Origin of the sequence: Streptomyces sp. DH10, assembly GCF_029813805.1 — a bacterium.
Taxonomy (GTDB): Bacteria; Actinomycetota; Actinomycetes; order Streptomycetales; family Streptomycetaceae; genus Streptomyces; species Streptomyces coeruleofuscus.
The window spans coordinates 41,385-67,808 of the sequence record NZ_JARVKU010000008.1; the positions used below are offsets into that span (position 1 = coordinate 41,385).

Below are 26,424 nucleotides of genomic sequence, written 5' to 3' on the forward strand. Positions count from 1 at the left end.
AGCGGATCACTACTCGGCGACGGCTCGCACACTCGTGCCGTTTTCGCTGGTCAGCGTCAGAGTCTGGTGATCCACTCCGTACTTGAGCTTCCCGTCGAAAAGTCGCAGCAGGGTCTTCTCGTCGGACATGAGTGAGTCTTCGCACATCATTCGGGTCGTGGAGGGGCGGCCGAGGGTGATATCGCCGTCGCGGACGGTGGCCTCGGCGTTCACCTTGTTGCAGCCGAGGCTGCCGGAGACGGTGCCCTTCTTCTCGTCGAAGGTGAGGTGGGCGCGGCCGTCGGTCCGAGGGGTCGTGACGGTCCACTTGGTGCCGCTGAGCGGGGCGTCCTCGGCCTTGGTCAGGCGGACGGTGTCCCCCTGGCCGGTGGTGAGGGTGAGGCGGTCGCCGTCCACCCGGGCCTTGAACTCCCGGTCGGAGAGTGTGCGGGCGAGCGTCTCCTCGAACTCCATGGGCTTGTTCTCGCAGGCCATCTCCGTGGACATGGTCTGGCTGAGCCGGATGCGGTCGCCGTCGACGGCGGCCTCGGCACCGAACTTGTTGCAGCCGAAGCTGCCCTCGGCCCGGCCCTTGTCGATGGTCACGTGGGCGCCGCTCGGGGCCTTGTGGGTCCTGCCGTCCGCGGTGACGCTGTCCACGCTCCACCGCACGCCCGTCACCGGCTTCTCGGCACGGACCGAACCGCTGCCGCTGTCCGCCTTCTCGTTGCCGCAGGCCGCCATGAGCGGGACGAGCATGGCGGCGGCCGTCAGGGTCATGCGCTGCTTCTGCCTGTCCATGCCACTTCGACGGGGGACCCGGGGGGATCGGTTCCCCTTACGCCGCCGGTTCCTTCCTTTGCCTCCGCTTACCCCATCAACGGCAGGTGGGCGGAGAGATCCGCCCGCTCTCCACTGGCGCTCACACGGGCGTCCTGGAGCCCCTGCGCCCAGGCCAGCCGCCCGGTCGCCAGCCGGATCCAGGTCAGCGGGTCCGTTTCGACGACGTTGGGCGGGGTGCCCCGGGTGTGCCTCGGGCCCTCAACGCACTGCACGACCGCGAACGGCGGAACCCGTACCTCCGTCGAGCCGCCGGGTGCCTTGGCGGCCAGCGCGTCGGCGAGCAGCCGGGTGCAGGCGGCGAGGGCCTGGCGGTCGCAGGGGATGTCCAGGCCGGGGACGGCGGCGTTGAGGTCGTCGGTGTGGACGACGAGTTCGACGGTGCGGGTGACCAGGTAGTCGGCGAGGGTGATGGCGCCGGTGCGGGCGGCGAGGACGCGGTCGCCGGGCGTGTCCGCCAGGTTCCGCCTGAGGCGCTCCTCGGTGCGGGTGTAGAGGGCGTCGAGGTCTGGGGTGGCGGCGGCCAGGTCGCGGGTGCCGTCGGCGATGTCGCCGGCGCGGGCGGCGGTGGCGAAGGGCCAGTCGAGGAGGGCGAGCTCCGGTTTCGCCGGCTCCTCGCGCTCCAGGTTGCGGCTGACGGTCTCCACGGCCATGGTCACGTGCGCGGCGAGCTCCCGTACCGTCCAGTCCCCCAGCCGGGTGGGCAGCGCGAGCTGGTCGGGGGTGAGGGTGCGTACCGCCTCGCGGACGTTCCCGAACTGAGTGAGCACCGCGGTGCGGATCTTGGCGGGGTCGTAGCTGCGGGCGCGCTTCTTGGCCGGGGGCATGAGGTCAGCCTAGGGCGGCGGTCGCGGAGGGGGCCTCGAAGGTCTCGCCGTTGCGGGGGACGCCGATGCCCTGCCAGGTGAAGGGGACGCCCCGGGCCGCGTCCGGGTCGGGGCCGTCCATCAGCTGGAAGTGGAGGTGGGGCTCGGAGGAGTTGCCGGAGTTGCCGCAGCGGGCGATCGGCTGCCCGGCGTGCACACGGTCGCCCTCGCGGACGGTGAGGGAGCCGCGCTGGAGGTGGGCGTAGGCAGCGTGGGTGCCGTTGCCGAGGTCGAGGACGACGTGGTTGCCGAGGATGCGGTGCGTGCCGGACAGTTCGCGCACCGAGCCCTCGATGAGCATCAGGTACAGCAGCCCCGGCAGCGAGTTGCGGCTGAGGTGGTCGCGCTGCCCGTCGACGGCCCGCAGGACTGTGGCGTCGGCGACCGCGAGGATCGGTGCGCCGTAGGCCGGGAAGTCCTGGGGGCGTCGTACGAGGGGCCACAGCCAGCGGAAGGCGGGACGGGAACCCGGCTCGGGCTCGGCGAGGATGTCGATGGCGTACGTCTGCCCGTGGGCGTGGATGCCGTGGCTCGGGGTGCGGTCGGCCGGGCTGTTCAGCGCGGACCAGCGGCCGGTCACCGGCGGGGCGACCGCGACGGGCTCCCGGGCGGCACGGGGGCTGTCCGGGGCGCCGCCCACGCGGTTGGTGACGGTCACGACGACGTACGCGAGGACCAAGGGCAGGAAGTCCCACCACGCCGAGTAGTCCCAGCGGAAGCAGATGTGGGCGACCACAAGGCCTATGAAGGCCAGCTGGAGTCCCCGGAAGGTCACCATTCCAAGCTTGCGCGCAGACATCCTGTCCCCCGGTTTCGGTCGCTTCTACGGACGTGAGGTCGCCAGCGCCACGAGCAGCGGGACGATCCGCCCCGGCGGCACCTCGTGGTGGCCCCGGCCGGTCGTGTGCAGCCAGCCCGTGCCGGTGAGCTGGCGCAGGTGGTGGTAGACCTGGCCGGTCGTGCCGACCTCGTCCAGCTCGGCGAGTTGGGCTGCGGTGCGCCGGCCGCCGAGGATCTCCCGCAGCAATCGGAGCCGGACCGGGTGGCCGAGCGCCGCGAACGACTCGGCGGCCGCCGTCCAGTCGCCCTCCAGCAGGTCCTCCGTCAGGGCGCCCATCTGCCAGGCGTACTCCTCGCCCGTCGGCAACCGTACGGAGCCGGTGTAGAGGACGCCTCCGTCAGCGGCCCCCAGCTCGGACAGTTGCTCCTTCAGCCCGTTCAGGGCCCAGAAGTCTCCCCCGTCGAGTCGGGGTCCGGAGCGCTGGGCGCCTTCCAGTGCCGCGAGACGGCGCTCCAGGTCGGCGATGCGTCGTTCGAGTTCCACTCCTCCGATATTACGGAACTACGTAATCACGTGCAAGGGGCGGTCCACACCCACGGGTCCGAACGCGCCGAAGCCCCCGACCGGCGGACCGGAACGGGGGCTTCGGAACGCTTGCTTACGCCAGCAGTGCGGGGATCGTTCCCTCGTGGGTCTCGCGCAGCTCGGTCAGGGAGAGGGTGAACTCGCCCTGGACGTCCACCGAGTCGCCGTCCACGACACCGATGCGGGTGGCCGGCAGGCCCCGCGCGCCGCACATGTCGTTGAAGCGGACCTCCTCCGAGCGCGGCACGGCCACGACCGCGCGGCCCGCCGACTCCGAGAAGAGGAAGGTGAAGGCGTCCAGACCGTCCGGGACGATCAGGCGGGCACCCTTGCCGCCGAGCAGTGCCGATTCGACGACCGCCTGGATCAGACCGCCGTCGGACAGGTCGTGCGCGGAGTCGATCATGCCGTCGCGGGAGGCGGCGATCAGGATCTCGGCGAGCAGGCGCTCGCGCTCCAGGTCGACCTTCGGGGGGAGGCCGCCGAGGTGGTCGTGGACGACCTGCGACCAGGCCGAGCCGCCGAACTCCTCACGCGTGTCGCCGAGGAGGTACAGCAGCTGGCCCTCCTCCTGGAAGGCGACCGGCGTGCGGCGGGCGACGTCGTCGATGACGCCCAGGACCGCGACGACCGGGGTCGGGTGGATGGCCGCCTCGCCCGTCTGGTTGTAGAGGGACACGTTGCCGCCGGTGACCGGCGTACCGAGCTGCTGGCAGGCGTCGGCCAGACCGCGCACGGCCTCCGCGAACTGCCACATCACCGCCGGGTCCTCGGGCGAGCCGAAGTTCAGGCAGTCGGAGACGGCCAGCGGCTTGGCGCCGGTGGTGGCGACGTTGCGGTAGGCCTCGGCGAGGGCCAGCTGCGCGCCCGTGTACGGGTCGAGCTTGGCGTACCGGCCGTTGCCGTCCGTGGCCAGGGCCACGCCGAGGCCGGTCTCCTCGTCGATCCGGATCATGCCGGAGTCCTCGGGCTGGGCGAGGACCGTGTTGCCCTGCACGAAGTGGTCGTACTGCGAGGTGATCCAGGACTTGGAGGCCTGGTTCGGGGAACCGACCAGCTTCAGGACCTGGTCCTTCAGCTCCTCGCTCGTCGCCGGCCGCGGCAGCTTGTTCGCGTCGTCCGCCTGGAGGGCGTCCTGCCAGGACGGGCGGGCGTACGGGCGCTCGTAGACGGGGCCCTCGTGCGCGACCGTGCGCGGGTCGACGTCGACGATCTTGCCGCCGTGCCAGTAGATCTCCAGGCGGTCGCCGTCGGTCACCTCACCGATGACGGTGGCGATGACGTCCCACTTCTCGCAGATCTCCAGGAAGCGGTCGACCTTCTCCGGCTCGACGACCGCGCACATGCGCTCCTGCGACTCGCTCATGAGGATCTCCTCGGGCGAGAGCGTGGAGTCGCGCAGGGGGACGTCGTCCAGCGTCACGCGCATGCCGCCGGAGCCGTTCGAGGCGAGCTCGGAGGTGGCGCAGGACAGGCCGGCCGCGCCCAGGTCCTGGATGCCGACGACGAGCTTCTCCCGGAAGGCCTCCAGGGTGCACTCGATGAGGAGCTTCTCCTGGAAGGGGTCGCCGACCTGGACGGCCGGGCGCTTCGAGGGCTTGGCGTCGTCGAAGGTCTCGGAGGCCAGGATCGACGCGCCGCCGATGCCGTCGCCGCCGGTCCGGGCCCCGTACAGGATGACCTTGTTGCCCGCGCCGGACGCCTTCGCGAGGTGGATGTCCTCGTGCCGCATCACGCCGATACACCCGGCGTTGACCAGCGGGTTGCCCTGGTAGCAGGAGTCGAAGACGACCTCGCCGCCGATGTTGGGCAGGCCCAGGCAGTTGCCGTAGCCGCCGATGCCCGCGACGACACCCGGCAGCACGCGCTTGGTGTCGGGGTGGTCGGCGGCGCCGAAACGCAGCGGGTCGACGACCGCGACCGGCCGGGCGCCCATGGCGATGATGTCGCGGACGATGCCGCCGACACCGGTGGCCGCGCCCTGGTAGGGCTCGACGTACGACGGGTGGTTGTGCGACTCGACCTTGAACGTGACCGCGTAACCCTGGCCGACGTCCACCACACCGGCGTTCTCGCCGATGCCGACGAGCATGGCGTCGTTCTCGGGTGCCTTCTCGCCGAACTGGCGCAGGTGCACCTTGCTGCTCTTGTACGAGCAGTGCTCCGACCACATCACCGAGTACATGGCGAGCTCGGCACCGGTGGGCCGGCGGCCGAGGATCTCGACCACGCGCTCGTACTCGTCCTTCTTCAGGCCCAGTTCGGCCCAGGGCAGCTCGACGTCGGGGGTCGCGGCCGCGTGCTCGACCGTGTCCAGAGGCGTCCGGCTCATGCGTTGACCAGCTTCTTGAGGATCGAGGTGAAGAACGGAAGACCGTCGGTACGACCGGTACCGATCAGCGGCTCGACGGCGTGCTCGGGGTGCGGCATCAGGCCCACGACGTTGCCGGCCTCGTTGGCGACACCCGCGATGTCGTTGTTCGAGCCGTTGGGGTTGACGTCCAGGTACCGGAAGGCGACCCGGCCCTCGGACTCCAGCGCGTCCAGCGTGTGCTGGTCGGCGACGTACTGCCCGTCGATGTTCTTCAGCGGGATGTGGATCTCCTGGCCGGCGGTGTAGTCGCTGGTCCAGGCCGTCTCGGCGTTCTCCACGCGCAGCTTCTGGTCACGGCAGATGAAGTGCAGGTGGTTGTTGCGCAGCATCGTGCCGGGCAGCAGATGGGCCTCGGTGAGGATCTGGAAGCCGTTGCAGATGCCGAGGACCGGGAGGCCGGCCTTCGCCTGCTCGATCAGCGGCTCCATGACCGGCGAGAAACGGGCGATGGCCCCGGCGCGCAGATAGTCACCATAGGAGAAACCACCGCACAGCACCACGGCGTCGACCTGCTTGAGGTCCTTGTCCTTGTGCCACAGGGCGACCGGCTCGGCGCCCGCCAGACGGATCGCGCGCTGGGTGTCCCGGTCGTCCAGACTGCCGGGGAAAGTGACGACGCCAATACGAGCGGTCACTTCACGGCCTCCGCGACTTCCTCGACCCGGACCGTGAAGTCCTCGATCACGGTGTTCGCGAGGAACGACTCCGCAAGATCGTGAATGCGGGCGAGGGCGGCCTCGTCGACCGGCCCGTCAACTTCCAGTTCGAAACGCTTTCCCTGGCGGACGTCCGAGATCCCGTCGAAACCAAGCCGCGGCAGTGCGCGCTGCACCGCCTGGCCCTGGGGGTCGAGGATCTCCGGCTTGAGCATGACGTCGACTACGACGCGTGCCACTGGCACTCCCGGTGTGTGGTGCTGAGCAGGTTCCTTCAGACTACCCGCACAAAATTTCTACGCGCGTCGACTTGTAGGAATCTACGTGACGGTCATCACGATCCTGCATCGACCCACCCGCACACGAAAATTTCCGGGAAAGATTCCGGGTCGACACCCGAAACCTATTGCGTTCGGACACGCGGACAGATTTAGTCGGGTTTCACATTGCATTGTCAGGCACTGTAGAAATGAATTGGCAAGTGCCGCAGGAAGGGACCGATATTCGTGGCGCAGAAGGTCGTGGTCACTCTCTTTGACGACATCGACGGCTCGGAAGCGGCGGAAACGATCGCCTTCGGACTGGACGGCAAGTCGTACGAGATCGACTTGAACGAAGTCAATGCCGGTGAACTGCGGAAGGCGCTCGCGCCCTACGTGGAGGCCGGCCGCAAGCGGTCCCGCTCGGGCCGGGCGTACCGGCAGACGGAGGTCGCCCCCGACCCGTCGGCCGTGCGGGCCTGGGCCCAGGCCCACAAGATGGAGGTCCCCGCGCGCGGGCGCATCCCCAAGAGGGTCTACGAGGCGTTCACCGCCGCGCAGTGACGGCCCGGTGAGGCCGGGCGGACGACCGGTCACCCGCCCCTCGCGGCAACCGACTTGCGCAGCACCCCGGCTGATCAGCTAGAGTCTGGAGCACGCCGAGGGGCGAGGCCGAAAGGCCCAGCTCACGGAAACATGCGGGTGTAGTTCAGTAGTAGAACATCCCCCTTCCAGGGGGAAGGCGCAGTGTGCGATTCCTGTCACCCGCTCTGCATCGCCAGTACCGACCACTCTTGTGGATCAGGTAGGCTGGTGCCCGCACCGATCGGTGAGAGCCGGTCGGGGGCGAATGCGGACGTAGCTCAGTTGGTAGAGCGCAACCTTGCCAAGGTTGAGGTCGCGAGTTCGAGCCTCGTCGTCCGCTCGGGAATGAGACCCCGGTCCTGATGGACCGGGGTCTTCTTCGTGTTTCCGTTCCTCGTCGCTGATCCTTGCTTCTGACATTTGTCATGCCAAGTGATGACAGCGCGCACTGCTCTTGGAGCCGCACGGCCGGGACGCTGAAGGCATGGAGAACAACGGACACGAACACGTGATTGAGGTCACTGACCTGCGGCGTGTGTACGGGGGCGGGTTCGAGGCGGTAAGCGGAATCAGCTTTTCCGTACGGCGCGGGGAGATCTTCGCCCTGCTGGGCACCAACGGCGCGGGCAAGACGTCGACCGTGGAAGTGCTGGAGGGACTCGCGGCACCGGCGGACGGCCGGGTGCGGGTCCTCGGGCACGACCCGTACACCGACCGCGCCCTCGTGCGGCCCCGCACCGGCGTGATGCTCCAGGAAGGCGGCTTCCCGTCCGAGTTGACCGTCGCGGAGACCGCGCGGATGTGGGCGGGGTGTGTGAGCGGGGCCCGGCCGCCGGCGGAGGTCCTGGCGCTGGTCGGGCTGGAGTCGAAGGCCGGCATCCGGGTCAAGCAGTTGTCCGGTGGCCAGCGGCGCCGGCTGGACCTGGCGCTCGCGCTGCTCGGCGACCCCGAGGTGCTCTTCCTGGACGAGCCGACCACCGGCCTTGACGCCGAAGGCCGCCGCGACACCTGGGAGTTGGTGAGCGCGCTGCGCGACGGCGGCACGACGGTGCTGCTGACCACGCACTACCTGGAGGAGGCCGAGAACCTCGCCGACCGGCTGGCGATCATGCACGAGGGCCGCATCGCCACCACCGGGACCCCGGCCGAGGTGACCGCCGCCGAACCGTCGCGGATCTCCTTCGAGCTGCCCGAGGGCTACTTCGCCGGCGATCTCCCGCCGCTCGGCGAGCTGGGCGTGACCGGGCACGAGACCGACGGCCGGATCATCCGGCTCCGCACCCATGAACTGCAACGGACGGCCACCGGGCTGCTGACGTGGGCCGCACAGGCCCGGGTGGAGCTGCGCCGCCTGGACGTGCGGTCGGCCTCCCTGGAAGAGGCGTTCCTCGGCATCGCCAAGAACGTCTCCGCGGAGCAGGCCATGGGGATGACGACGAAGGAGTACGCGGCATGAGCACCACCCACGCGGCGACCCGCCCGGCGCGGGCGACGACCACTCCACTGAGCCGGATGACGGCTCTCGCCCGTGCCGAGGTGATCCTGCTCGGGCGCACCAAGGGCGCGCTCGTCGCCGCGCTGTTCGTGCCGCTGGTGCTACCGGTCAGCACGGCCCAGGTGACCAAGGAGATGGACCTCGCCAAGGCCGGTCTGGACACCGGCACCCTGATCCTGCCCGCATCGTTCGGCTTCTCCCTGCTGTTCGCGGTCTACTCGGTGCTCGTCGGCGCCCTCGTCGTCCGGCGTGAGGAACTCGTCCTCAAGCGGCTGCGCACCGGTGAACTGCGCGACGTCGAGATCCTGGCCGGTTCCGCGCTGCCGGCCGTCCTCACCGGGCTCGTGCAGTGCCTGCTGCTGGCGGCGGGCTGCTCGGTCCTGCTGGATGTGTCCGCGCCGTCCGCGCCCCATCTGGCCGTCGTCGGCCTGCTGTTGGGGCTCGTGATGTGCGCCGCGCTGGCCGCCGCCACCGCGAGCTTCACCAGGACCGGCGAGAGCGCCCAGGTCACGCCCATGCCCCTGATGTTTGTCTCGATGATGGGCTCCGGCATGGTCTACCCGCTGGAACTGCTGCCGGACCGGCTGGCCTCCTTCTGCGAACTGCTGCCGCTGACGCCGGTCGTCACCCTGGTGCGCGGCGGCTGGACCGGCGACCTGTCGGCGTACGAGGCGCTGGGCGCCGTCGCGACGGCGGTGGCCTGGATCGTCATCGCCGTGTTTGCTGTACGACGGTGGTTCCGCTGGGAACCGCGGCGTTGACCGGAGGGGGAGTGACGGGCTGATGCGCGGGCCGGGCAGGTGGTGGCGGCGGCAGAGCAAGCCGGAGAAGGTCGAGACGTACACCCGGTGGTCGTTCTACTCCTTCGCGGTGGTCGAGTTCGTAACGATCGGGATCATGGCGGTCCCGGTGGGGGCGTGGCCCGGGGCCGTGCTGCTGCTGACGGTGGCTGTGCACGTCGGGGTCTGCTTCGTCACCGTGTCGCGGGCACTGGACTGGACGCGCGGCAGGCGGCCCCAGCCCGTCCGGCTGTTGTGGACGCTGGCCGCCGTCACCTCCGCGGTCGGCCTCTCCACGATCGGGATCGCGGACGGCGGACCGGACCGCGAGAGCGTGGACGCCGCTGCGGGCGGGACGTTCGGGGCCGTCATCGTCATCGGGACCGGCATCATCGCGCTCGGCGTACGCGGGCGGCGACGCGTGTTCGCGATCCCCGGAGCCTTCGCCGCGGGCTCTTTCGTCGTGGCGGTCACTCGGGGTGCCCCGGTGGGCGAATCGCTCTTCGCGTCGACGATGGTGCTCTGCGGCGGCGGGCTCCTCGCCTTCACGGCCGTCGTCTCGGTGTGGCTGCTCAACATCGTCTACGAGCTCGACGAGGCCCGTGAGACCCGGGCCCGGCTCGCCGTCGCCGAGGAGCGGCTGAGGTTCGGGCGGGACCTGCACGACGTCATGGGGCGCAACCTCGCCGTCATCGCGCTCAAGAGCGAACTGGCCGTGCAGCTCGCCCAGCGGGACCGGCCGGAAGCCGTGGCGCAGATGGTCGAGGTGCAGCGGCTCGCGCAGGAGTCGCAGCGGGAGGTCCGCGAGGTCGTCCGGGGCTACCGGGAGGCCGACCTCGCCTCGGAACTCGCCGGTGCGCAGGGCGTGCTGACCGCGGCCGGTATCGACTGCACGGTGAGCGGGGCGACGGCGGCGGGGCTGCCGGTCGCGGTGCAGTCCGCCCTGGGGTGGGTGGTCCGGGAGGCCGCGACGAACGTCCTGCGGCACGGGGACGCACGGCGGTGTGTGGTGAGGCTGCGGATGTCTGAGGGGCGCGTGGTGTTGTCCGTGGAGAACGACGGGGTCACCGAGGCCGGAGGCGGGTCCTCCGGCTCGTCCGGCTCGTCCGGCTCGTCCGGCTCCGGGCTCGCCGGGCTGCGGGAGCGGCTGGCGGAGATCGACGGGACCCTGGAGGCCGGACCCGCGGGCAAGGGGCTGTTCCGGCTGACGGCGGAGATCCCGCTGCCGTCGGGGCCCGCCCGTTCCGAGTCCGTCGCCGTTGTGCGAACCATGAGTGAGGTCACGCCATGACGGGCGCAGGGCCCGTGCGGCTGCTGCTCGCCGACGACGAGCACCTGATCCGCGGGGCACTCACCGCGCTGCTGTCGCTGGAGGAAGACCTCATGGTCGTCGCCGAGGCGGCCACCGGCCCGGAGGCGCTGGCGATGGCCCGGGCCCACAAGCCCGACGTCGCCGTACTCGATCTCCAGATGCCCGGCGCCGACGGTGTGAAGGTCGCCACATCCCTGCGCACCGAGCTGCCCCGCTGCAAGGTGCTCATCGTCACCAGCCACGGGCGGCCCGGGCATCTGAAGCGGGCGCTGGAGGCCGGAGTGCGGGGGTTCGTGCCGAAGACCGTGAGTGCGCAGCGGCTCGCTGAGCTCATTCGCACGCTGCACGCCGGGAACCGTTATGTCGACCCGGAGTTGGCCGCCGACGCGATCGCCGCCGGGGACTCGCCGCTGACCGCCCGGGAGACCGAGGTGCTGGAACTCGCCGCCGACGGAGCGCCCGTCGCGGAGATCGCGGAGCGGGCCGCGCTCTCGCAGGGGACCGTGCGGAACTACCTGTCGTCGGCCGTGTCGAAGCTCGGGGCGGAGAACCGGCATGCCGCGGTGCGACTCGCACGGGAGCGAGGTTGGGTATAGTGGTTCCCGCGCCACGGCGCATGCGAACGTAGCTCAGTTGGTAGAGCGCAACCTTGCCAAGGTTGAGGTCGCGAGTTCGAACCTCGTCGTTCGCTCCAGCGAGAAGCCCCCCGGTTCCGGCCGGGGGGCTTCTCTGTGTCCTGCCTGCGGGTCTACGTCCAGCTGATGCCGGTCAGGCGCTCGTACGCCTCCACGTACTTGGCGCGGGTGGCCTCGACGACCTCCTGCGGCAGCGCGGGCGGCGGCTGCTCGCTCTTGCGGTCCCAGCCGGACTCCGCCGAGGTCAGCCAGTCGCGGACGTACTGCTTGTCGTACGACGGCTGCGCGCGGCCCGGCTGCCACTGGTCGGCCGGCCAGAAACGCGAGGAGTCCGCGGTGAGGACCTCGTCCGCGAGGACCAGGGAGTCGCCGTCGAAGCCGAACTCGAACTTCGTGTCCGCGAGGATGATGCCCCGCTCGCGGGCGATGTCCCGGCCCCGGGAGTAGACGGCGAGGGTCGCCTGGCGCAGCCGGGCGGCGGTGTCGGCGCCGACCTGGCGGGCGACCTCCTCGTAGGAGACGTTCTCGTCGTGCTCGCCTACGGCGGCCTTGGTGGCCGGGGTGAAGATCGGGGCGGGCAGTTCACTGCCGTCGACCAGGCCCTCCGGGAGGGCGAGGCCGCAGACCGTGCGGGACTCGTTGTACTCGACCAGGCCCGAGCCGGTCAGATAGCCGCGGGCCACGCACTCCACGGGCACCATCTGGAGCGACTTGCACACGAGCGTGCGCCCCGCCCAGTCGGCGGGGGCGCCCGCGGGCAGTTCCGTGCTCAGGACGTGGTTGGGCACCAGGTCGGCGAGCTGGTCGAACCACCACAGGGAGAGCTGCGTGAGGACCCGGCCCTTGTCGGGGATCTCGGTCGGCAGCACCCAGTCGAATGCGGAGATGCGGTCGCTGGCGACCATCACGAGGTCGCCCGCCTCGTTCTGGTACAGCTCGCGCACCTTCCCGGTGTGCAGGTGCACCAGGCCCGGAACCTGGATCGGCTCGGGCTTTTCGACGAATCCGGACACGGTTCCTCCCCGTGGTTCTGTCTGATGGGGTTGATTCTCCCGTATGCGGCACTGATCACGGACAGAGGGTCAGTCGCGTTTGCAGATGCGGTCCAGGAGGTTTGCGGTGGCCCGCTGGACGCGGGCGTCGACGTGGCCGGGGCGGTCCAGGGCCGGGGTCCAGGCGAACGTTCCGGAAGCGAAGACCCAGGCGCCGGAGGGGGCGCGGTACAGGGACGTCTCCTGGTGGCGGGCGGTGCCCTCCTTGTCCGTGTACGGCGAATGGGCGAGCAGCACGCGCTCCTCGTGCTCGGGCAGCGGGGTGCGCGGGTAGTAGCGGTCGGCCTCGCCCGCCACCAGGCCCTCGATCTCGTCCCCCTCGTGGGCCCCGGTCGCCTCCCACAGCCAGTGGCCGGCGTTGCGCACGATCAGCGGATGCGGCTCGGGTACGGGGCCGGAGTACTGGATGCCGATGAGCTGCTGCTCCGCCCGGTCGATCTCCCGCCACAGCACCGGCTTGCCCGGCCCCCTTCGCTTGCGGCAGGTCAGCAGGCGGTCGGGGACGCCGGACGGGGAGGGCCCGAGTTCCACCTGCCAGTACATGGAGTTGGCGGAGAGGAAGACGAGCGAGGTGCCGGCGTCGCGGGCGAGCTCCACGGCAGCGCGCATCGGGGCCGACCAGTACTCGTCGTGGCCCGGGAAGACCAGGCCGCGGTAGCGGACGGGGTCGACGCGGCCCGCGTGCAGGTCGCCGGCGGTGGCGTAGGCGACGTCGTAGCCATAGCGCTCGGCCCAGCGGATGAAGTCGTAGGCGTGGCCGATGTGCATGGGGAGGCCGGCGCCCGCGTACGGGCGGTCGAAGGAGACCGTGGTGGCCGCCTCGGCCTCGCCCAGTAAACGGCCCTTCTCGTCCCACGCGTGGTAGAGGCTGGCGCCGGTGCGGCCGTCCTCCGGGTAGAGGTTGTACGCCTGCCAGGTGATGTCGGGCAGGACGAGGAGCAGGTCGGCGGGCTGGTCGTGGCGGACCGTGAAGGGGACGTGGGAGCGGTAGCCGCCGGCGGTGGTGAGGACGGCGACGTACGCCCCGATGTTCCAGTACGACGGGACCTGGAGCCGCCAGGACAGCCACCAGTGATGGCAGGAGACCGTACGGTCCGCCGTGAGCGGCGGGGGCTGCACGATGCCGGACAGGCGCGGGCTCGTGGTGATCTTCGCGGCGCCGTCACCGCCGTAGTGGCCGATGCGGTAGATGTCGACGCCGAACTCCTGCGGCGGGTCGACGGTGATGTGGAAGTCGATGGCATCGCCGGGCGCGACCGCGCCGGTGGAGGCGAAGCCCTTGATCTGGCGGTGGACGTCGTCGGCCGCGCGGGGGCCGCCGGAGCGGCTGCCCTTCTTCGCGGCGGGGGCCGGGTCCTGGTCCACGTACCAGGGGACGACCTGGCCGGTGTCGTCGAAGTACGTCACGTTTCCGCGCAGCCACGGAACGGGGCCCAGCCCGAAGGGATCCGTCACGGCGTGCGCCAGCGCTCCCGACTCCCAGCGGTGGATCTGCTCCGAACCCATGGCTGCTTCCCCTCCCCTTCGCCCCCGTGGTGGTGCGTTGATGTGGTGTGTGCGGTGTCGTCCGCGTCTGTGCGGTGTTCTGCGGCCTGTGCCGTGCTCTGGGGGCTGTGCGGTTGCGTCACGCTTATGTGTTTGTCGTATGTCGCAAGCCCTTGCCATGCACGCGAACGGTCCAAGCACATCACATAACGCGCGCACTTCGTTACTGTTCGTTTCGAATTGGCCAGAAGCGGAAGCAGACGTTCCGGCGGACGCTCTGACGGGTGCCCCGGCAGTCAGCCGAGCCGGACCGGCTTCTCGGGGCGTATCCCCAGCTCGGCCAGCCAGGCCCGCAGGGGCGTGGAGTCGCCGTCCTCGATCAGGGTGAGGACCTTGGGGGCGAGGTCGGCGGTGCGTTCGCCGTTGTGGAGGAGGGTCGGGCCGTCCAGCCAGTCCAGGCCCGGTGTCGCACCCGCGGTGTCCATCGCGGCGCAGCAGATCATCGCCGTGAGGTGATCGGCGAGCAGTTCACGGGCGGTGCGCGGGGGCTGGAGGGGGAAGAGGGGGAGGGTCCGGTCGTCCCAGAGGGCGCCGGGGTCCGGGGTGGCCGGGGAGCCGGTGGACGAGGAGGCCGCGGTGAAGGGGGCGGTGGCCGATGCCGACGGGCTCGGCGGCGCGGTGGCCTCCTCGCGGGAGAGTTCGGCGCTGAGCCGGGCGGCGAGGGTGGCGCTGTGGGGGGTGGTGCCGGAGAGGTCTTCCTCGTCGTCGGGGGGTGGTTCGGGGCTTCGAGCGGTGAAGTGGGTTTCTCCGGCTCTGTCCGTCAGGTGGCCCGCTCTGTCCGTCAGGTCATCCGCTTCGTCCGTCAGATGGTCGAGGACGCGGGACAGGGTCGGGCCGCCGGTGTTCGGGGCCGCGCTTCCCGGGGCCGGGCGGACACCCATGGCGTCCAGGACGCGGTGGAGACGGGCCGCGTCTATGCGCCACTTGCGGTCCACGACCTCCTCCGGATACTCGCTCCAGCCCACCGGCGACCAGTCGGGCCCGGGCCCCGCCGGGCCGCCGTGGAACAGGCGGGCGGCGAGGAGGGAGGCGGCCTCGTCGACCGCGCCCGGCTCCTCCAGCAGATCGCAGGCGGGCCGCTCGCCGAGACGGGACGCGAAGCCTTCGGCCAGGCGGTCCCGCCGGGACAGCTCCGTGAGCGCCGCCACCACACCGGCGTCCAGCCGGGACGGCCAGCGGCCCATCCGCCAGGCGGGCAGCGCGACCCGGGTCAGCAACCGGTCCCAGCCCGCGTACGCCAGGCCCACCTGCTCCTGGGCGACGATCCGCAGTCCGTAATCCACAGCCTGTGCACGCTCGGCGGCCGCGGCCGCTACACCCCGCTCCATCTCGGCGGCGTGCACTCGGCAACTGCGCAGCAGAAGCCGGGCCACCCAGCCGACACCCGCCAGCACGGCTCGTGACACCGGCCCGCGGTGCGGCGCCGAGGCCACGGCCACCGCGGCGTCCAGACCCCGGACGAAACGCCGGGCGGCGGCTATGTCCGGGTGCGCCGAGGGGCCCGTACCGGCGACGACCGGGGCGAGGACCGCGCGCAGCTCGCCGACCCGCATCCACCACAGGAAGGGGGAGCCGATGACGAGGACCGGCGCGACCGTGTGACGGCGGTGCGGATGTCTGCCGCCGCCCGCTATGTCGTCGTGCTCCTCGGCGGGGGGCGGGCCGTGGGCGCGGTGCGTACGGTCCTCCAGCCAGCTGTCGCAGTCCGGCGTGAGCGCTATCGCGGAGGGCGCGGGGACGTCGAGCCGGTCGGCGAGGTCGCGCACCATCCGGTACAGGTCGGGGGCCGCATCCTCCGTGATCGGGATGGTCGGGCTCATGGCCGGGCGGGCCCGGGCGACGACCAGGGCGATACCCGCGGCGGCGAGCAGCACGAGACCCGCGACCGGCGTCAGGATCCAGCGGGCGGCATCCCAGCCCGGGCCGACGAGACGGCCGGTGGCGGCGCCCGCGAGCAGGATCACGACGACGGCGGCGGGCAGCAGAGCGACGGCCAGCGCGCGGCTGCGCATGCGCAGCACGAGGAGCGCCCGTGACCGCGCGGCCTGCGCGCCCGCCTCCACACCCATTCCGGTCACGACCGACCTCACCCCCTCCCCGTTGACCTGACGCTGTCCTTGCTCACTCCCCCACTGTGGCACCCGCCGCTGACATCGCAATGCCGGTGGGCCAAGTGCCGGAACGCTTGCGCCGCACCCTAGTTGGGGCTCCGCCCCCCGTCAGCCGGATAGGCCATCGGTCACTCGATGGAATGGCCTTGGGGAGAGGTGAATGACGGACAGTGAGGATCGGGCCCGGCAAACCGAAAACTTCAGGCCCCGGATCCTGAGACGGATCCGGGGCCTGTGAGGTTCACCGAGCGGGCCGGTTTCCCGCGTTGGTGTGACGCCGCGTGGCGAGGTTGACGAGTGGCGGTGACGCCGGGTTCCGGTCTTATCGGGTGGCGGCGGGTTGCCGGTTACGCCCCGGCCGCCTTCGCGGCGATGTCCGTGCGGTGCTGGGAACCGTCGAGCCGGATGCGGCCGACGGCCGTGTAGGCGCGGTCGCGGGCCTCGGCGAGGTCCTTGCCGGTGGCCGTGACGGACAGGACGCGGCCGCCCGCGCTGACGATCGCGTCACCGTCGCGCTTGGTGCCGGCGTGCAGCACGTACGCGTGCGGGGCGTCCTGGGCGGCGACCTCGTCGAGACCGGTGATCGGGTCGCCGGTGCGCGGGGTGCCGGGGTAGTTGTGCGAGGCGATGACCACGGTGACGGCCGCGTCGTCACTCCAGCGCAGGGGCTCCAGGTGGGCGAGGTTGCCCGTGGCCGCGGCCATGAGCAGACCGGCCAGCGGCGTCTTCAGCCGGGCCAGGACGACCTGGGTCTCGGGGTCGCCGAAGCGGGCGTTGAACTCGATCACGCGCACGCCGCGGGAGGTGATCGCGAGTCCGGCGTAGAGCAGCCCGGAGAACGGCGTGCCGCGGCGCTTCATCTCGTCCACGGTCGGCTGGAGGACGGTCTGCATCACCTCGTCGACCAGCTTCGGGTCGGCCCACGGCAGCGGGGAGTACGCCCCCATGCCGCCGGTGTTCGGCCCCTCGTCACCGTCCAGCGCGCGCTTGAAGTCCTGGGCGGGCTGGAGCGGCACGACCGTCTCACCGTCGGTGACGGCGAACAGGGAGACCTCGGGGCCGTCGAGGTACTCCTCGATGACCACGCGCTCGCAGGCGGCGGCGTGGGCCTTGGCCGCCTCCAGGTCGTCGGTGACGACGACGCCCTTACCGGCGGCGAGCCCGTCGTCCTTGACGACGTACGGGGCACCGAAGGCGTCGAGGGCCGTGTCGACCTCCTCGGGGGTCGTACACACGTACGACCGCGCCGTGGGCACCTCGGCCGCCGCCATGACGTCCTTCGCGAAGGCCTTGGAGCCCTCGAGCCGGGCGGCCTGCCCGGACGGGCCGAAGACCGGGATGCCGGCCTCGCGGACGGCGTCGGCGACACCGGCGACCAGCGGCGCCTCCGGGCCGACGACCACCAGGTCCGCGCCGAGCCGCGTGGCCAGCTCGGTGACGGCAGCGCCGTCCAGGGCGTCGACCTGGTGCAGCTCGGCGACCTCGGCGATGCCGGCGTTGCCGGGGGCGCAGTGCAGCGCGGTGACGTCGGGGTCGTGGGACAGGGAGTGGCACAGGGCGTGTTCGCGGGCGCCGCTGCCGATGACGAGGACCTTCACGGGGGTCAGCCTAACGGGAGGCGGCGGGTTCCCTTTGTGCGGGATGCCGAGAGGGACGGGGATCTTGGATTGGAGGTTCCTCTGAATGAGGTGGTCGCGACCCGCTCGGTCAGAGCTTGTCCCGCCCCCTGCGGCCTGCCGCTCAGGGCTCGTTCGAGAACTCCTCCACCACCGTCGCCCCCAGTTCCCGGACGATCAGCTCCTGGCCGGAGAGGGCCGACTCGTCGAGGTCGGGGTCGTCGTCCTCGGGGATGTCGTCCTCGACGGAGACGGACCGGGGCCGCGGGGCGGAGGGCTGGGGCACGGGGGCGGTGGGTGCGGCGGCCGGGGTGGAGGTACGGGCGGGCGCGCTCGACTGCTGGGGCGGGGCGGACGAGGCCGTCGCCTGGGATGCGGCAGGGCGCTGTGCGGTGGCCGTACCGCCGCCGGTGCCGTTGTTGTAGCCGCCGCCTCCGCCACCGGCGTTGTAGCCGCCACCGCCGCCGTAGCCACCGGTGCCGCCGCCGGGTCCGCCCTGGCCGCCTCCGAACCCGGACGGGCCGCCCGGGGCCTGCGGCGCGGAGCCGCCGGAGGGGTCGACGATCGCCTCGATCTTCCACTGGACGTTGAACTGCTCGCCCAGCGCCTGCCGCAGCACGTCCTCGCTGCCGCTGCTCAGGAAGTTGTCACGCGCGCCGGCGTTGACGAAGCCGAGCTGGAGGGTGGTGCCGTCGAAACCGGTCACCTGGGCGTTCTGGCTGAGCAGGATCCAGGTGAAGCGACGGCGGTTCTTGACCGCTTCCAGGATGTTCGGCCAGAGCATGCGGGGGTCGAGACCGCCGGGAGCGGGAGCGGGGGCAGGGGCCGCCGGTGCCGGGCCCGAGGGCGCCGGTGGGGTACTGGGTGCCGGGGCGCTCGGAGCGGGCGTGCTCGCTGCCGGGGGAGTCGACGCGGGTGCGGGTGCGCCCGAGGCGGCCGTGGGCCAGCCGCCGGGGCGACGGCCGCTGCCTGCGGAGGCCGCAGTGGGCCAGGCGCCGGGGGCCGGGGCGGAGGCCGCTGCAGGGGTGTCGGAGTGAGCCGGAGCCTGAGCGGGTGCTGTCCGGGGCGGCTGGGCGTGGGGCGACTGGGCGTGACCGCCATCGGCGGGGTCGGAGGTGGGTGCGGGCCCGGCGGGAGCGGGCGTACCCGGCACCGACGGCTGCTGTGCCCCAAGGTCCGCCGCAGCGGGGGCCTGCGCAGGCCCGCCCGAAGCCGCCGCATGACCGCCACCGCCGCCACCGGGGCTCACGGAGCCGGGGCTCACGGGGCCCCCGCCACCCGGCGCTCCGGAGCCACGGACCGCCGCCCGGGCCGCGGCCGGACCGGCACCGGGCGGAACGGGAGCGGCCACCGGACCGGCCGCCGCTGCCCCATGCCCCTCGGGCCCCGGCGCATACCCCATGGCGGGCATGCCGGCGGGGCCCTGGGCGGAGAAGTTCACGCCGCGCTCGATCCGGTCCAGGCGGGCCATGACGGACCGCTCGTCGCCGTAGGCGGCGGGGAGCAGGACGCGTGCGCAGATCAGCTCCAGCTGGAGACGGGGCGAGTTGGCGCCGCGCATCTCGGTCAAGCCCTCGTTGACGAGGTCGGCGGCCCGGCTCAGTTCGGCGGCGCCGAAGGTGCCGGCCTGGGCCTGCATGCGCTCGATGACGTCGGCGGGGGCGTCGATGAGCCCCTTCTCCGCCGCGTCCGGGACGGCGGCGAGGATCACCAGGTCGCGCAGCCGCTCCAGCAGGTCGGTGACGAACCGGCGGGGGTCGTTGCCGCTCTCGATCACATGGTCGACGACCTCGAAGGCCGCGGCCCCGTCACCGGTGGCGAAGGCCTCGACGACCGAGTCGAGGAGGGAGCCGTCGGTGTACCCGAGCAGGGCGGTCGCCATGGCATACGTCACACCGTCCTCGGCGGCGCCGGCCAGCAGCTGGTCCATGACGGACATGGAGTCACGCACGGATCCGCCACCGGCCCGCACGACGAGCGGGAGGACGCCGTCCTCGACCGGGATGGCCTCCTTCTGGCACACCTCGGCGAGGTACTCCCGCAGGGTCCCGGGCGGGACGAGCCGGAACGGGTAGTGGTGGGTCCGCGACCGGATGGTCCCGATGACCTTCTCGGGCTCGGTGGTCGCGAAGATGAACTTGAGATGCTCCGGCGGCTCCTCGACGACCTTCAGCAGCGCGTTGAAACCGGCCGACGTGACCATATGGGCCTCGTCGATGATGTAAATCTTGTACCGGCTGCGCGCAGGTCCGAAGAAGGCCTTTTCGCGCAGGTCACGGGCGTCGTCCACGCCACCGTGGGACGCGGCGTCGATCTCGATGACGTCGATGGAACCGGGTCCGTTGCGCGCGAGGTCCTGACACGACTGGCACTCACCGCACGGCGTGGGCGTAGGACCCTGCTCGCAGTTCAGACACCGCGCCAGGATGCGCGCACTGGTCGTCTTGCCACAGCCGCGCGGCCCGCTGAACAGGTACGCGTGGTTGACCCGGTTGTTCCGCAGCGCCTGCTGCAACGGGTCGGTGACATGCTGCTGCCCGATGACCTCGGCGAAGGTCTCCGGGCGATAGCGGCGGTACAGAGCGAGAGACGACACGCATACGAGGTTATAGGCGCCCACTGACAACGGACCCCGCCACAGGAGGCCCGGAACGCAAACGCCCCCCACGCACCCGCCAGAGCCAACCTACCCTTGCTGCCTTCCGGCCCTGGGGGAGTTCAGTCAGATAGCGCCGCGTGAGGGGCTGCGCCAAGGTTACCTGATGTCGGGGGCAGGGAACGAGTTCGCGAGCACTCCCCTCGGTCATGTAATGTTCCTGGCGGAGGATTCGCCTAGAGGCCTAGGGCGCACGCTTGGAAAGCGTGTTGGGGGCAACCCCTCACGAGTTCGAATCTCGTATCCTCCGCAGGCGCCTGACCAGGCGAAACGAAGAGCTGGACCGCTCATTGCGGTCCGGCTCTTCGGCATGCCTCGGTTGCAGTTTCGGTTGCATTTATAGGCGGCATTTAGGACATTTCCTCAAGCGGGAAGGGCGCACGTTCACGTCCTATGGGACGACCGGCGCGGACTGCGGGGAGCCACACCATCTGACGGGATACGTCACAACGGATACCGGCCGCCAGGACCCACACGATGAGTTGGCCGTCGTCACGGCGTAGACGAAGAGGCAGTCGCCGCCCTGAGCCGCCGGCAGGCGTTGCGCCCTGAGGAGCTTTGACACCGAACGCAGCCATGCCCCCGCATCCGTCGATACCTTATTCACCCATCACGGGTTGGCATGGTGCGACTCTGGTCTCGGCGGATCCACGCGGATCTGTCCATGGCCCCGGGACGATGTCGCGGTCATAGCCCGATCATCCGGACCTTGCTGCCGCACAGCCGGGTCATGTCATCGACATCCGACGTGAGGATGGCGACCGGGCCAGGCTGCCGCAAGGCCGCTTCCGCGACGGTGGCGTCGATCGCGTACTTGTGTCCGTGCAGACCGGCGCCCTTGAGCAGTTGGGCCGCCGCCTTGGCCGCTGCCTCCGTGATCGGCTCCACCTTGACCCGGGAGAGCGCCCATTGCAGTCGGGGCAGGTTCACCCTGGCGTGGCTCACCTCCACGATGGTGTTGGCGCTGACGACAAGGTCCGCTCCCATGTCGTGGAACACCTGGAACATCGTCAGAATTTTCCGGTCCTGCGCCACCCAGGCCGACAGCCCCTCGCTGTCCAGGACGACGGTCTCAATGTGCCCGCTCACGCGGCACTCGCGCCGCCGGCGGCCGACGTCGTACCGAAGATCCGCGCCCGCGCCTCGGCCAGCTCTTCCTCACTGAAGGCCCCGTGCTCGTCTGTGTGGCTGCGCAGGTCGGCCCCCAGGAGCTGGTGCCGGATCTGCCTGGCGACCGCTTCGGCCACGTAGCCGGAGATGTTGTCCGTGATCTTCTTCAGCTCCGCCACCTGCTCGGTGGGGAGTGTCACCGTGATGCGTGTGGTGTCAGCCATAGCCGCAAGCATACTGCGGTATGCGCGCCACGTGCTGTCCGTTCCCCGCAGTCGGTCCGGTCAGCGGCAGTCGGCGCGACTGTCCGTTCGAGCAGGGGCTCGGCTGGGCAGGTGTACGACGCGCCAGTTCAGCGGGCCCAGTAGCGGTATGCCTCGATCCATTGCCAGCCCTTGGGGGCGGGTTCCGGCAGCGGCAGGTCCAGAATTCCGATGTCCTGTCGGATCGACCCCCGGGCGCAGCGTGCGACCACGCGTCCGTCCTCGGCCAGATCGACACCGATCACGCTCACCTCGACGCCGAGAACAGTCGTGGTGAACGGCATGGCCAGGCTTTCCTCGATCATCGTGAAGAAGCCGGTGAGCTGCTCATCCTCGCCGTAGGCGTCGACGGTGGCCTCTTCGATCAACGTCTCCAGCGCGGCTGGGGCCCAGGTGCTCATGGCCTCACCGTAGCGCTGCACCGTACGGTTGAGGACCGGTGTGTTCAGCAGCGGCGTATCCGTCGTAGCGCCGTCGCCAGCAGTCAAGCCAAGGCTCACGGTTGCCAGCGTGTGACGTTGCCTGGTGGGGTTAGGTGGTGAGCGGCCCAGGGGAGGGCCCGGCAAGCGACAGGGCGGAGGAGAGTGGCACGAGTCGTCGTACGAGAGCCGAGTACGGGCGCGAGGGGTGCCCCGCCGCTGGCCCGGCAGGAAACATCCGCCTTCGTGAGGGAGCTGCTCGGCGCCGGCTGGGCGGCGGTGTTCCTGCCCGGTGAGCCCGCCCGCCTTGGGCGGCTGCTGCTGTGGAAGCCGACCGGGGCAGCAGCCGGAGACAGTATGGCGCCCACCGGCCTTGAGACCGAGGTGGTGGAGCTGGTCCTGCCGCACGGCCGCTCGGTCAGGCGGCGCAGGGTCGAGGGTTACGCGCCGCCTGTCGCCGTCGCTGTCTCCGCCCTGGCCAATGCGGAGCCGACGCATCCCTCCGGCGCCGCCTGGCAGGCCGCCACTCGCTTCGCGCTGCGGCTGCTCGCCGACGGCCGCCTCCACCCGGCCCTCACTCCCGCCGGTCACGACACCTGGCAGGTGGGTCCTTGCACCGCCGCCCAGCGCCAGACGCTGGACGCCCTGGCCGCCGCCTTCCCGCCACACGCCCACTGCCTGCCCGAGCCTGGCCCTGCTCCGGTACGGATCGCCGAACCGGCTGCGCTGGTACGCCAGTTCTGCGACGCGGTCGCCGATGATCTGGTCCGTACGCCGGCCGCGCCGCTCGCCATGGGAGCGCTGCCGTACGCCTGGCGCGAGGCCCGCGCCGTGCCCACCTTGCGGGAATGGGCCGAGGAAACCCAGGCGGCGCTCACCGCCGAGGTCAGTGTCTCCCTGCGCGTCGACGTACCCGAAGGACGCCGACGGCAGTTCCGGGCCGTCCTGCAACTGCACACCGCGGCGGACCCTGCGCTCGTCATCGAGGCCGCACGCCTGTGGAGCGAGCCGACCGAAGTGGAGCGGCTGCTCGGCCCACGCGCCGAGACCGAGACACTTCTCGCCCTGCGCCGCGGCGCCCGCGCCTGGCCCCCGCTGCGGAGGCTGCTCAACGATGCCGCTCCCGATCAGCTCCGGTTGACCGACGACGAAGCCTTCGATCTCCTTGGGGACGCCACGAACGCGCTGCGCGCGGCCGGTGTCGACGTGCACTGGCCGCGCGACCTGGTCAAGGCGCTCACCGCGACCGCGGAGATCGGGCAGCGCACAGCCCCCGGTTCCGCCGCGGGCGGCCTGCTGGACACCGAGGCCCTCCTCGACTTCCGCTGGCAGGTCTCCCTTGGCGGCGAGCCGCTCACCGAGGCCGAGATGGATGCTCTCGCAGAGTCACGCCGTCCCCTCGTCCGGCTTCGCGATCAATGGGTGGTCGCCGACCCGAAGCTGGTGGCCCGCGCCAAGCGCCGCCGGATGGAACCGCTCACCCCCATGGAGGCGTTGAGCGCCGCGCTGACCGGCGAGGCCGAGCGGGACGGTGACCGGGTCCCCTGTGCGGCGGTCGGTGCGCTCGGCGACTTGGTCGCTCGTATCCGCGACCCCGAGTCCCGCGCCCCCGTGCCCCAGCCCGCCGCCCTCAAGGCCACGTTGCGCGAGTACCAGAAGCGGGGCCTGGCCTGGCTGGCCGAGATGTGCGCACTCGGCCTCGGCGGCTGTCTCGCCGACGACATGGGCCTGGGCAAGACCATCACCTTGCTCGCTCTGCACCTGCACCGCCAGAGCGACCCCACCACCGCGGGCCCCACCCTCGTCGTCTGCCCGGCCTCCCTGCTCGGCAACTGGCAGCGCGAGGCCGCCCGATTCGCACCGCTCACCCCCGTACGCCGTTACCACGGCGGCGACCGCCACCTCGAGGACCTGGCCGACGACGAGATCGTCCTGGTCACTTACGGGGTGCTGCGCCGCGACCGCGAAGTGCTCGCCGAGACAGCCTGGTCGCTGGTGGCCGCCGACGAGGCCCAGCACGTCAAGAACCCCTACGCCGTCACCGCCCGCGAACTGCGTGCCCTGCCCGCCCGCGCCCGCGTCGCTCTCACCGGCACCCCCGTGGAGAACAACCTCTCCGAGCTGTGGGCACTGCTCGACTGGACCACCCCCGGGCTCCTCGGCTCACTCACCGCCTTCCGTGACCGGCATGCCCGCGCCATCGAGGCGGGCGAGGATCCCGAGGCGGCCGAGCGCCTGTCCCGTCTCGTACGTCCCTTCCTGTTGCGCCGCAAGAAGTCCGACCCCGGCATCGCGCCCGAACTGCCGCCCAAGACCGAGACCGACCACGTCGTCCCGCTGACGGCCGAGCAGAGCAGCCTGTACGAGGCACAGGTCCGCGAGACCATGGCGAAGATCGCGGAGTCGGAGGGCATCGCCCGACGCGGTCTGGTACTCAAACTGCTCACCGCGCTGAAGCAGATCTGCAACCACCCCGCCCAGTATTTGAAAGAGCACAGCCTGCGCCGGTCCGCCCCCCTGCGGGGCCGCTCCGGCAAGCTCGACCTGCTCGACGAACTTCTCGACACCATCACCGCCGAAGGCGAATCCGTGCTGGTCTTCACGCAGTACAAACAGATGGCGGCTCTGCTGGAGAAGCATCTCGCCGAGCGCGGCGTCCCCACTCTCTTCCTGCACGGTGCCACCCCCGTCGCGCGGCGCGAGGAGATGGTGGACCGCTTCGAGCGCGGTGAAGTGCCGGTGTTCCTGCTGTCGTTGAAGGCGGCGGGCACCGGACTCAATCTCACCCGCGCCACTCACGTCGTGCACTACGACCGCTGGTGGAACCCGGCCGTCGAGGACCAGGCCACCGACCGCGCCTACCGCATCGGCCAGGACAAACCCGTCCAGGTACATAGGCTCCTCGCGGAGGGAACCGTGGAGGACAAGGTGGCGAAGCTGCTCGAAGCCAAGCGCGCCCTCGCCGACGCCGTCGTCGGCTCCGGCGAGGCAGCCCTGACCGAACTGTCCGACGCCGACCTCGCCGAACTCGTCGCCCTGGGAAAGCAGTCATGAGCCCCACTGTCCCCGGCCCGCGCCGTGCGCCCGCCCGCGGCAAGCGAGCCTTCGCCGCGACCTGGTGGGGCCAGGCATGGGTGGCCGCCCTGGAGGACTCCACTCTGGACGCCGGACGGCTCTCGCGCGGACGCACCTACGCCCGCAAAGGCATGGTCGGCCCGGTCACCGTCACTCCGGGCAAGGTCAATGCCGCTGTCCAGGGCAGCCGCCCGCGCCCGTACCGCTCCTCAGTCCACCTGCCCGTCCTCACCGACCCTGAGTGGGACACCCTGCTCGACACGATCGCGGCCCGCGCCGGACATCTCGCAGCACTTCTCGACGACGAGATGCCCGCCGAACTCGTGGACGACGCCCGGCACGCAGGCGTCCCACTGCTCCCGCTGCCCACCGAGCTCGATCCGGAGTGCTCCTGCCCCGACTGGGGATACCCCTGCAAGCACGCCGCCGCGCTCTGCTACGCCATCGCCGCCACCATCGACACCGACCCATTCGTCCTCTTCACGCTGCGCGGCCGTCGTCGTGAGGAGGTCTTCGCCCAGCTGCGCGCACTCCGTACGGCAGCACAGGAGACCGCCGCCCCACCGGCCGGTATCCCGGCCGCCGCCGCGTACGCCCACTGGGCCGAAGAGCCCCCCGCACTGCCCGAACTCCCGGAACCCGCCGCCCACACCACAGCACTGCCCGTCGCCCCGCCACCCGGCACCGGCCTGGTCGCCGCGGACCTGGAACGCCTCATGGCCGACGCCACCGAGCGCGCCGCCCGGCTCCTCGCGGGCGACACCGCCGACCTGCACCTGACCCAGCACCAGGACGCCGTCCGCATCGCCGCAAACAACCCCGGACCCGAGTGGTTCCACCACCTGATCCAGAACACCAACGCCAAACCCACTGCCTTCGCACGCCTCACCCGCGCCTGGCGCCACGGCGGCCCCACGGGCATCACCGTCGCCGAACAGCCCTACGCCCCCGACCCGACGGTGATGAAGGCCGCCCGCACCGCCCTGGACGCGGCCCTCGCCGAGATGACCGACTCCCCCACACACCTCAGAACCTGGCGCAACCGCCTCACCCTCACCCACCACGGCATCCAGCTGCGTCTGGGCCCCGACGCCCGCTGGTACCCCTATCTCCAGGACGACGACGGCGAATGGTGGCCCGCTGCACCAGGCGACACCGACCCGGTCATCGCGCTCACCTCGGCCTGGTCGCAGAACGGGGAGTAAGGAGGCGGCTCCCCGCTGACCAGGAACCACGAGCAGAAGCTGGACACACTCACGCTGCTCCCACTTCCGTGGTTGCAGTTCTGGTTGCATTCACCGGCGTACAGCACCGTTCAGAACCCCCGCCCGGACCAGCTGCACCGCAGGTCAGGACGTTGCCGTACGCCCCAGAACCCCCAGACGAACATTTGGAAAGCGTGTTGGGGGCAACCCCTCACGAGTTCGAAT

22 protein-coding genes, 4 tRNA genes and 1 other RNA gene are annotated in these 26,424 nt (G+C 71.1%); 11 read left to right on the forward strand and 16 right to left on the reverse strand.

Annotation, left to right across the window (positions count from 1 at the left end):
• Positions 1-9: 9 nt before the first annotated feature.
• The 7 genes from QC385_RS18305 to purS all read right to left on the reverse strand — a co-directional run bounded on the left by QC385_RS18305 (position 10) and on the right by purS (position 6,320).
• Positions 10-780, reverse strand: a complete 771-nt coding sequence (locus tag QC385_RS18305; RefSeq protein WP_279542395.1) for an META domain-containing protein — start codon at positions 778-780, stop codon at positions 10-12.
• A gap of 68 nt (positions 781-848) precedes the next feature.
• Complete coding sequence (locus QC385_RS18310; RefSeq protein ID WP_279542396.1) at positions 849-1,646, reverse strand: maleylpyruvate isomerase family mycothiol-dependent enzyme; 798 nt, start codon at positions 1,644-1,646, stop codon at positions 849-851.
• Positions 1,647-1,650: 4 nt separating this feature from the next.
• Positions 1,651-2,484, reverse strand: coding sequence for a M23 family metallopeptidase (locus QC385_RS18315; protein ID WP_279542397.1), 834 nt, complete (start codon positions 2,482-2,484; stop codon positions 1,651-1,653).
• 24 nt (positions 2,485-2,508) lie between these two features.
• The gene (locus QC385_RS18320; RefSeq protein ID WP_279542398.1) at positions 2,509-3,009 is read right to left on the reverse strand and encodes an ArsR/SmtB family transcription factor; all 501 of its coding nucleotides are present in this window, start codon (positions 3,007-3,009) and stop codon (positions 2,509-2,511) included.
• Positions 3,010-3,124: 115 nt separating this feature from the next.
• Positions 3,125-5,383, reverse strand: a complete 2,259-nt coding sequence (purL, locus tag QC385_RS18325) for a phosphoribosylformylglycinamidine synthase subunit PurL (RefSeq protein WP_279542399.1) — start codon at positions 5,381-5,383, stop codon at positions 3,125-3,127.
• Positions 5,380-6,060, reverse strand: a complete 681-nt coding sequence (gene purQ / locus QC385_RS18330) for a phosphoribosylformylglycinamidine synthase subunit PurQ (protein ID WP_279542400.1) — start codon at positions 6,058-6,060, stop codon at positions 5,380-5,382. Before purQ ends, purL begins: the two co-directional genes overlap by 4 nt.
• A complete protein-coding gene (gene purS, locus QC385_RS18335) occupies positions 6,057-6,320 on the reverse strand; it encodes a phosphoribosylformylglycinamidine synthase subunit PurS (RefSeq protein WP_030251612.1) in 264 nt (87 codons plus the stop codon). Before purS ends, purQ begins: the two co-directional genes overlap by 4 nt.
• Before the next feature lie 267 nt (positions 6,321-6,587).
• Between purS and QC385_RS18340 the strand changes: the two genes are divergently transcribed.
• From QC385_RS18340 to QC385_RS18375, 8 genes are all read left to right on the forward strand, one after another.
• Positions 6,588-6,905 carry a histone-like nucleoid-structuring protein Lsr2 gene (locus QC385_RS18340; protein WP_086601717.1) on the forward strand — a complete coding sequence of 106 codons (318 nt, stop codon included), beginning with the start codon at positions 6,588-6,590 and terminating at the stop codon, positions 6,903-6,905.
• Between the two features lie 134 nt (positions 6,906-7,039).
• Positions 7,040-7,111: transfer RNA gene (locus QC385_RS18345), tRNA-Gly, on the forward strand.
• An 82-nt stretch (positions 7,112-7,193) separates the two neighbouring features.
• Positions 7,194-7,266 (forward strand) — tRNA-Gly (locus QC385_RS18350).
• A gap of 144 nt (positions 7,267-7,410) precedes the next feature.
• Complete coding sequence (locus QC385_RS18355; RefSeq protein ID WP_279542401.1) at positions 7,411-8,382, forward strand: ABC transporter ATP-binding protein; 972 nt, start codon at positions 7,411-7,413, stop codon at positions 8,380-8,382.
• Positions 8,379-9,182: an ABC transporter permease gene (locus tag QC385_RS18360; protein ID WP_279542402.1), complete on the forward strand. Its 804-nt coding sequence runs from the start codon at positions 8,379-8,381 to the stop codon at positions 9,180-9,182. Before QC385_RS18355 ends, QC385_RS18360 begins: the two co-directional genes overlap by 4 nt.
• 22 nt (positions 9,183-9,204) lie before the next feature.
• Positions 9,205-10,491 (forward strand): sensor histidine kinase, encoded by a 1,287-nt coding sequence (locus QC385_RS18365; RefSeq protein ID WP_279542403.1) that lies wholly within the window; start codon positions 9,205-9,207, stop codon positions 10,489-10,491.
• Positions 10,488-11,108 (forward strand): response regulator transcription factor, encoded by a 621-nt coding sequence (locus tag QC385_RS18370; RefSeq protein ID WP_279542404.1) that lies wholly within the window; start codon positions 10,488-10,490, stop codon positions 11,106-11,108. Before QC385_RS18365 ends, QC385_RS18370 begins: the two co-directional genes overlap by 4 nt.
• A 22-nt stretch (positions 11,109-11,130) precedes the next feature.
• Positions 11,131-11,206, forward strand: a tRNA-Gly gene (locus tag QC385_RS18375).
• 54 nt (positions 11,207-11,260) lie between these two features.
• On the opposite strand, the gene QC385_RS18380 is transcribed toward QC385_RS18375, so the two are convergent.
• The 6 genes from QC385_RS18380 to ffs form a co-directional block, all read right to left on the reverse strand.
• Positions 11,261-12,160, reverse strand: a complete 900-nt coding sequence (locus tag QC385_RS18380; RefSeq protein WP_279542405.1) for a phosphoribosylaminoimidazolesuccinocarboxamide synthase — start codon at positions 12,158-12,160, stop codon at positions 11,261-11,263.
• A gap of 69 nt (positions 12,161-12,229) precedes the next feature.
• Positions 12,230-13,705: a N,N-dimethylformamidase beta subunit family domain-containing protein gene (locus QC385_RS18385; protein ID WP_279542406.1), complete on the reverse strand. Its 1,476-nt coding sequence runs from the start codon at positions 13,703-13,705 to the stop codon at positions 12,230-12,232.
• A gap of 275 nt (positions 13,706-13,980) precedes the next feature.
• Positions 13,981-15,813, reverse strand: coding sequence for a hypothetical protein (locus QC385_RS18390; RefSeq protein ID WP_279542614.1), 1,833 nt, complete (start codon positions 15,811-15,813; stop codon positions 13,981-13,983).
• 389 nt (positions 15,814-16,202) lie between these two features.
• Complete coding sequence (gene purD / locus QC385_RS18395; protein WP_279542407.1) at positions 16,203-17,453, reverse strand: phosphoribosylamine--glycine ligase; 1,251 nt, start codon at positions 17,451-17,453, stop codon at positions 16,203-16,205.
• Positions 17,454-17,595: 142 nt separating this feature from the next.
• Positions 17,596-20,067, reverse strand: coding sequence for a DNA polymerase III subunit gamma and tau (locus QC385_RS18400; protein ID WP_279542408.1), 2,472 nt, complete (start codon positions 20,065-20,067; stop codon positions 17,596-17,598).
• 54 nt (positions 20,068-20,121) lie between these two features.
• An RNA gene (gene ffs, locus QC385_RS18405) (signal recognition particle sRNA small type) lies at positions 20,122-20,220 on the reverse strand.
• A gap of 72 nt (positions 20,221-20,292) precedes the next feature.
• Between ffs and QC385_RS18410 the strand changes: the two genes are divergently transcribed.
• A tRNA-Ser gene (locus tag QC385_RS18410) sits at positions 20,293-20,377 on the forward strand.
• Between the two features lie 437 nt (positions 20,378-20,814).
• Here QC385_RS18410 and QC385_RS18415 read toward each other — a convergent pair.
• From QC385_RS18415 to QC385_RS18425, 3 genes are all read right to left on the reverse strand, one after another.
• Positions 20,815-21,216, reverse strand: coding sequence for a DNA-binding protein (locus QC385_RS18415; RefSeq protein WP_279542409.1), 402 nt, complete (start codon positions 21,214-21,216; stop codon positions 20,815-20,817).
• Positions 21,213-21,461 carry a hypothetical protein gene (locus tag QC385_RS18420; RefSeq protein ID WP_058850160.1) on the reverse strand — a complete coding sequence of 83 codons (249 nt, stop codon included), beginning with the start codon at positions 21,459-21,461 and terminating at the stop codon, positions 21,213-21,215. The genes QC385_RS18415 and QC385_RS18420 overlap by 4 nt, the downstream gene beginning before the upstream one ends.
• A gap of 128 nt (positions 21,462-21,589) precedes the next feature.
• Positions 21,590-22,000 carry a hypothetical protein gene (locus QC385_RS18425; RefSeq protein ID WP_279542410.1) on the reverse strand — a complete coding sequence of 137 codons (411 nt, stop codon included), beginning with the start codon at positions 21,998-22,000 and terminating at the stop codon, positions 21,590-21,592.
• A 165-nt stretch (positions 22,001-22,165) separates the two neighbouring features.
• Between QC385_RS18425 and QC385_RS18430 the strand changes: the two genes are divergently transcribed.
• Both QC385_RS18430 and QC385_RS18435 read left to right on the forward strand, forming a co-directional pair.
• Positions 22,166-24,973, forward strand: coding sequence for a DEAD/DEAH box helicase (locus tag QC385_RS18430; RefSeq protein ID WP_279542411.1), 2,808 nt, complete (start codon positions 22,166-22,168; stop codon positions 24,971-24,973).
• Positions 24,970-26,199: an SWIM zinc finger family protein gene (locus QC385_RS18435; protein ID WP_279542412.1), complete on the forward strand. Its 1,230-nt coding sequence runs from the start codon at positions 24,970-24,972 to the stop codon at positions 26,197-26,199. The genes QC385_RS18430 and QC385_RS18435 overlap by 4 nt, the downstream gene beginning before the upstream one ends.
• The last annotated feature ends 225 nt before the right edge of the window (positions 26,200-26,424 follow it).

Excerpts from the sequence above, each read along its gene's own strand:
- QC385_RS18420 (WP_058850160.1), bottom strand. The coding sequence starts at position 21,461 with ATGGCTGACACCACACGCATCACGGTGACACTCCCCACCGAGCAGGTG.
- QC385_RS18435 (WP_279542412.1), top strand. The coding sequence starts at position 24,970 with ATGAGCCCCACTGTCCCCGGCCCGCGCCGTGCGCCCGCCCGCGGCAAG.
- QC385_RS18355 (WP_279542401.1), top strand. The coding sequence starts at position 7,411 with ATGGAGAACAACGGACACGAACACGTGATTGAGGTCACTGACCTGCGG.
- QC385_RS18360 (WP_279542402.1), top strand. The coding sequence starts at position 8,379 with ATGAGCACCACCCACGCGGCGACCCGCCCGGCGCGGGCGACGACCACT.
- purL (WP_279542399.1), bottom strand. The coding sequence starts at position 5,383 with ATGAGCCGGACGCCTCTGGACACGGTCGAGCACGCGGCCGCGACCCCC.
- QC385_RS18315 (WP_279542397.1), bottom strand. The coding sequence starts at position 2,484 with ATGTCTGCGCGCAAGCTTGGAATGGTGACCTTCCGGGGACTCCAGCTG.
- QC385_RS18390 (WP_279542614.1), bottom strand. The coding sequence starts at position 15,813 with ATGGGTGTGGAGGCGGGCGCGCAGGCCGCGCGGTCACGGGCGCTCCTC.
- QC385_RS18385 (WP_279542406.1), bottom strand. The coding sequence starts at position 13,705 with ATGGGTTCGGAGCAGATCCACCGCTGGGAGTCGGGAGCGCTGGCGCAC.
- QC385_RS18370 (WP_279542404.1), top strand. The coding sequence starts at position 10,488 with ATGACGGGCGCAGGGCCCGTGCGGCTGCTGCTCGCCGACGACGAGCAC.
- QC385_RS18365 (WP_279542403.1), top strand. The coding sequence starts at position 9,205 with ATGCGCGGGCCGGGCAGGTGGTGGCGGCGGCAGAGCAAGCCGGAGAAG.
- QC385_RS18310 (WP_279542396.1), bottom strand. The coding sequence starts at position 1,646 with ATGCCCCCGGCCAAGAAGCGCGCCCGCAGCTACGACCCCGCCAAGATC.
- QC385_RS18305 (WP_279542395.1), bottom strand. The coding sequence starts at position 780 with ATGGACAGGCAGAAGCAGCGCATGACCCTGACGGCCGCCGCCATGCTC.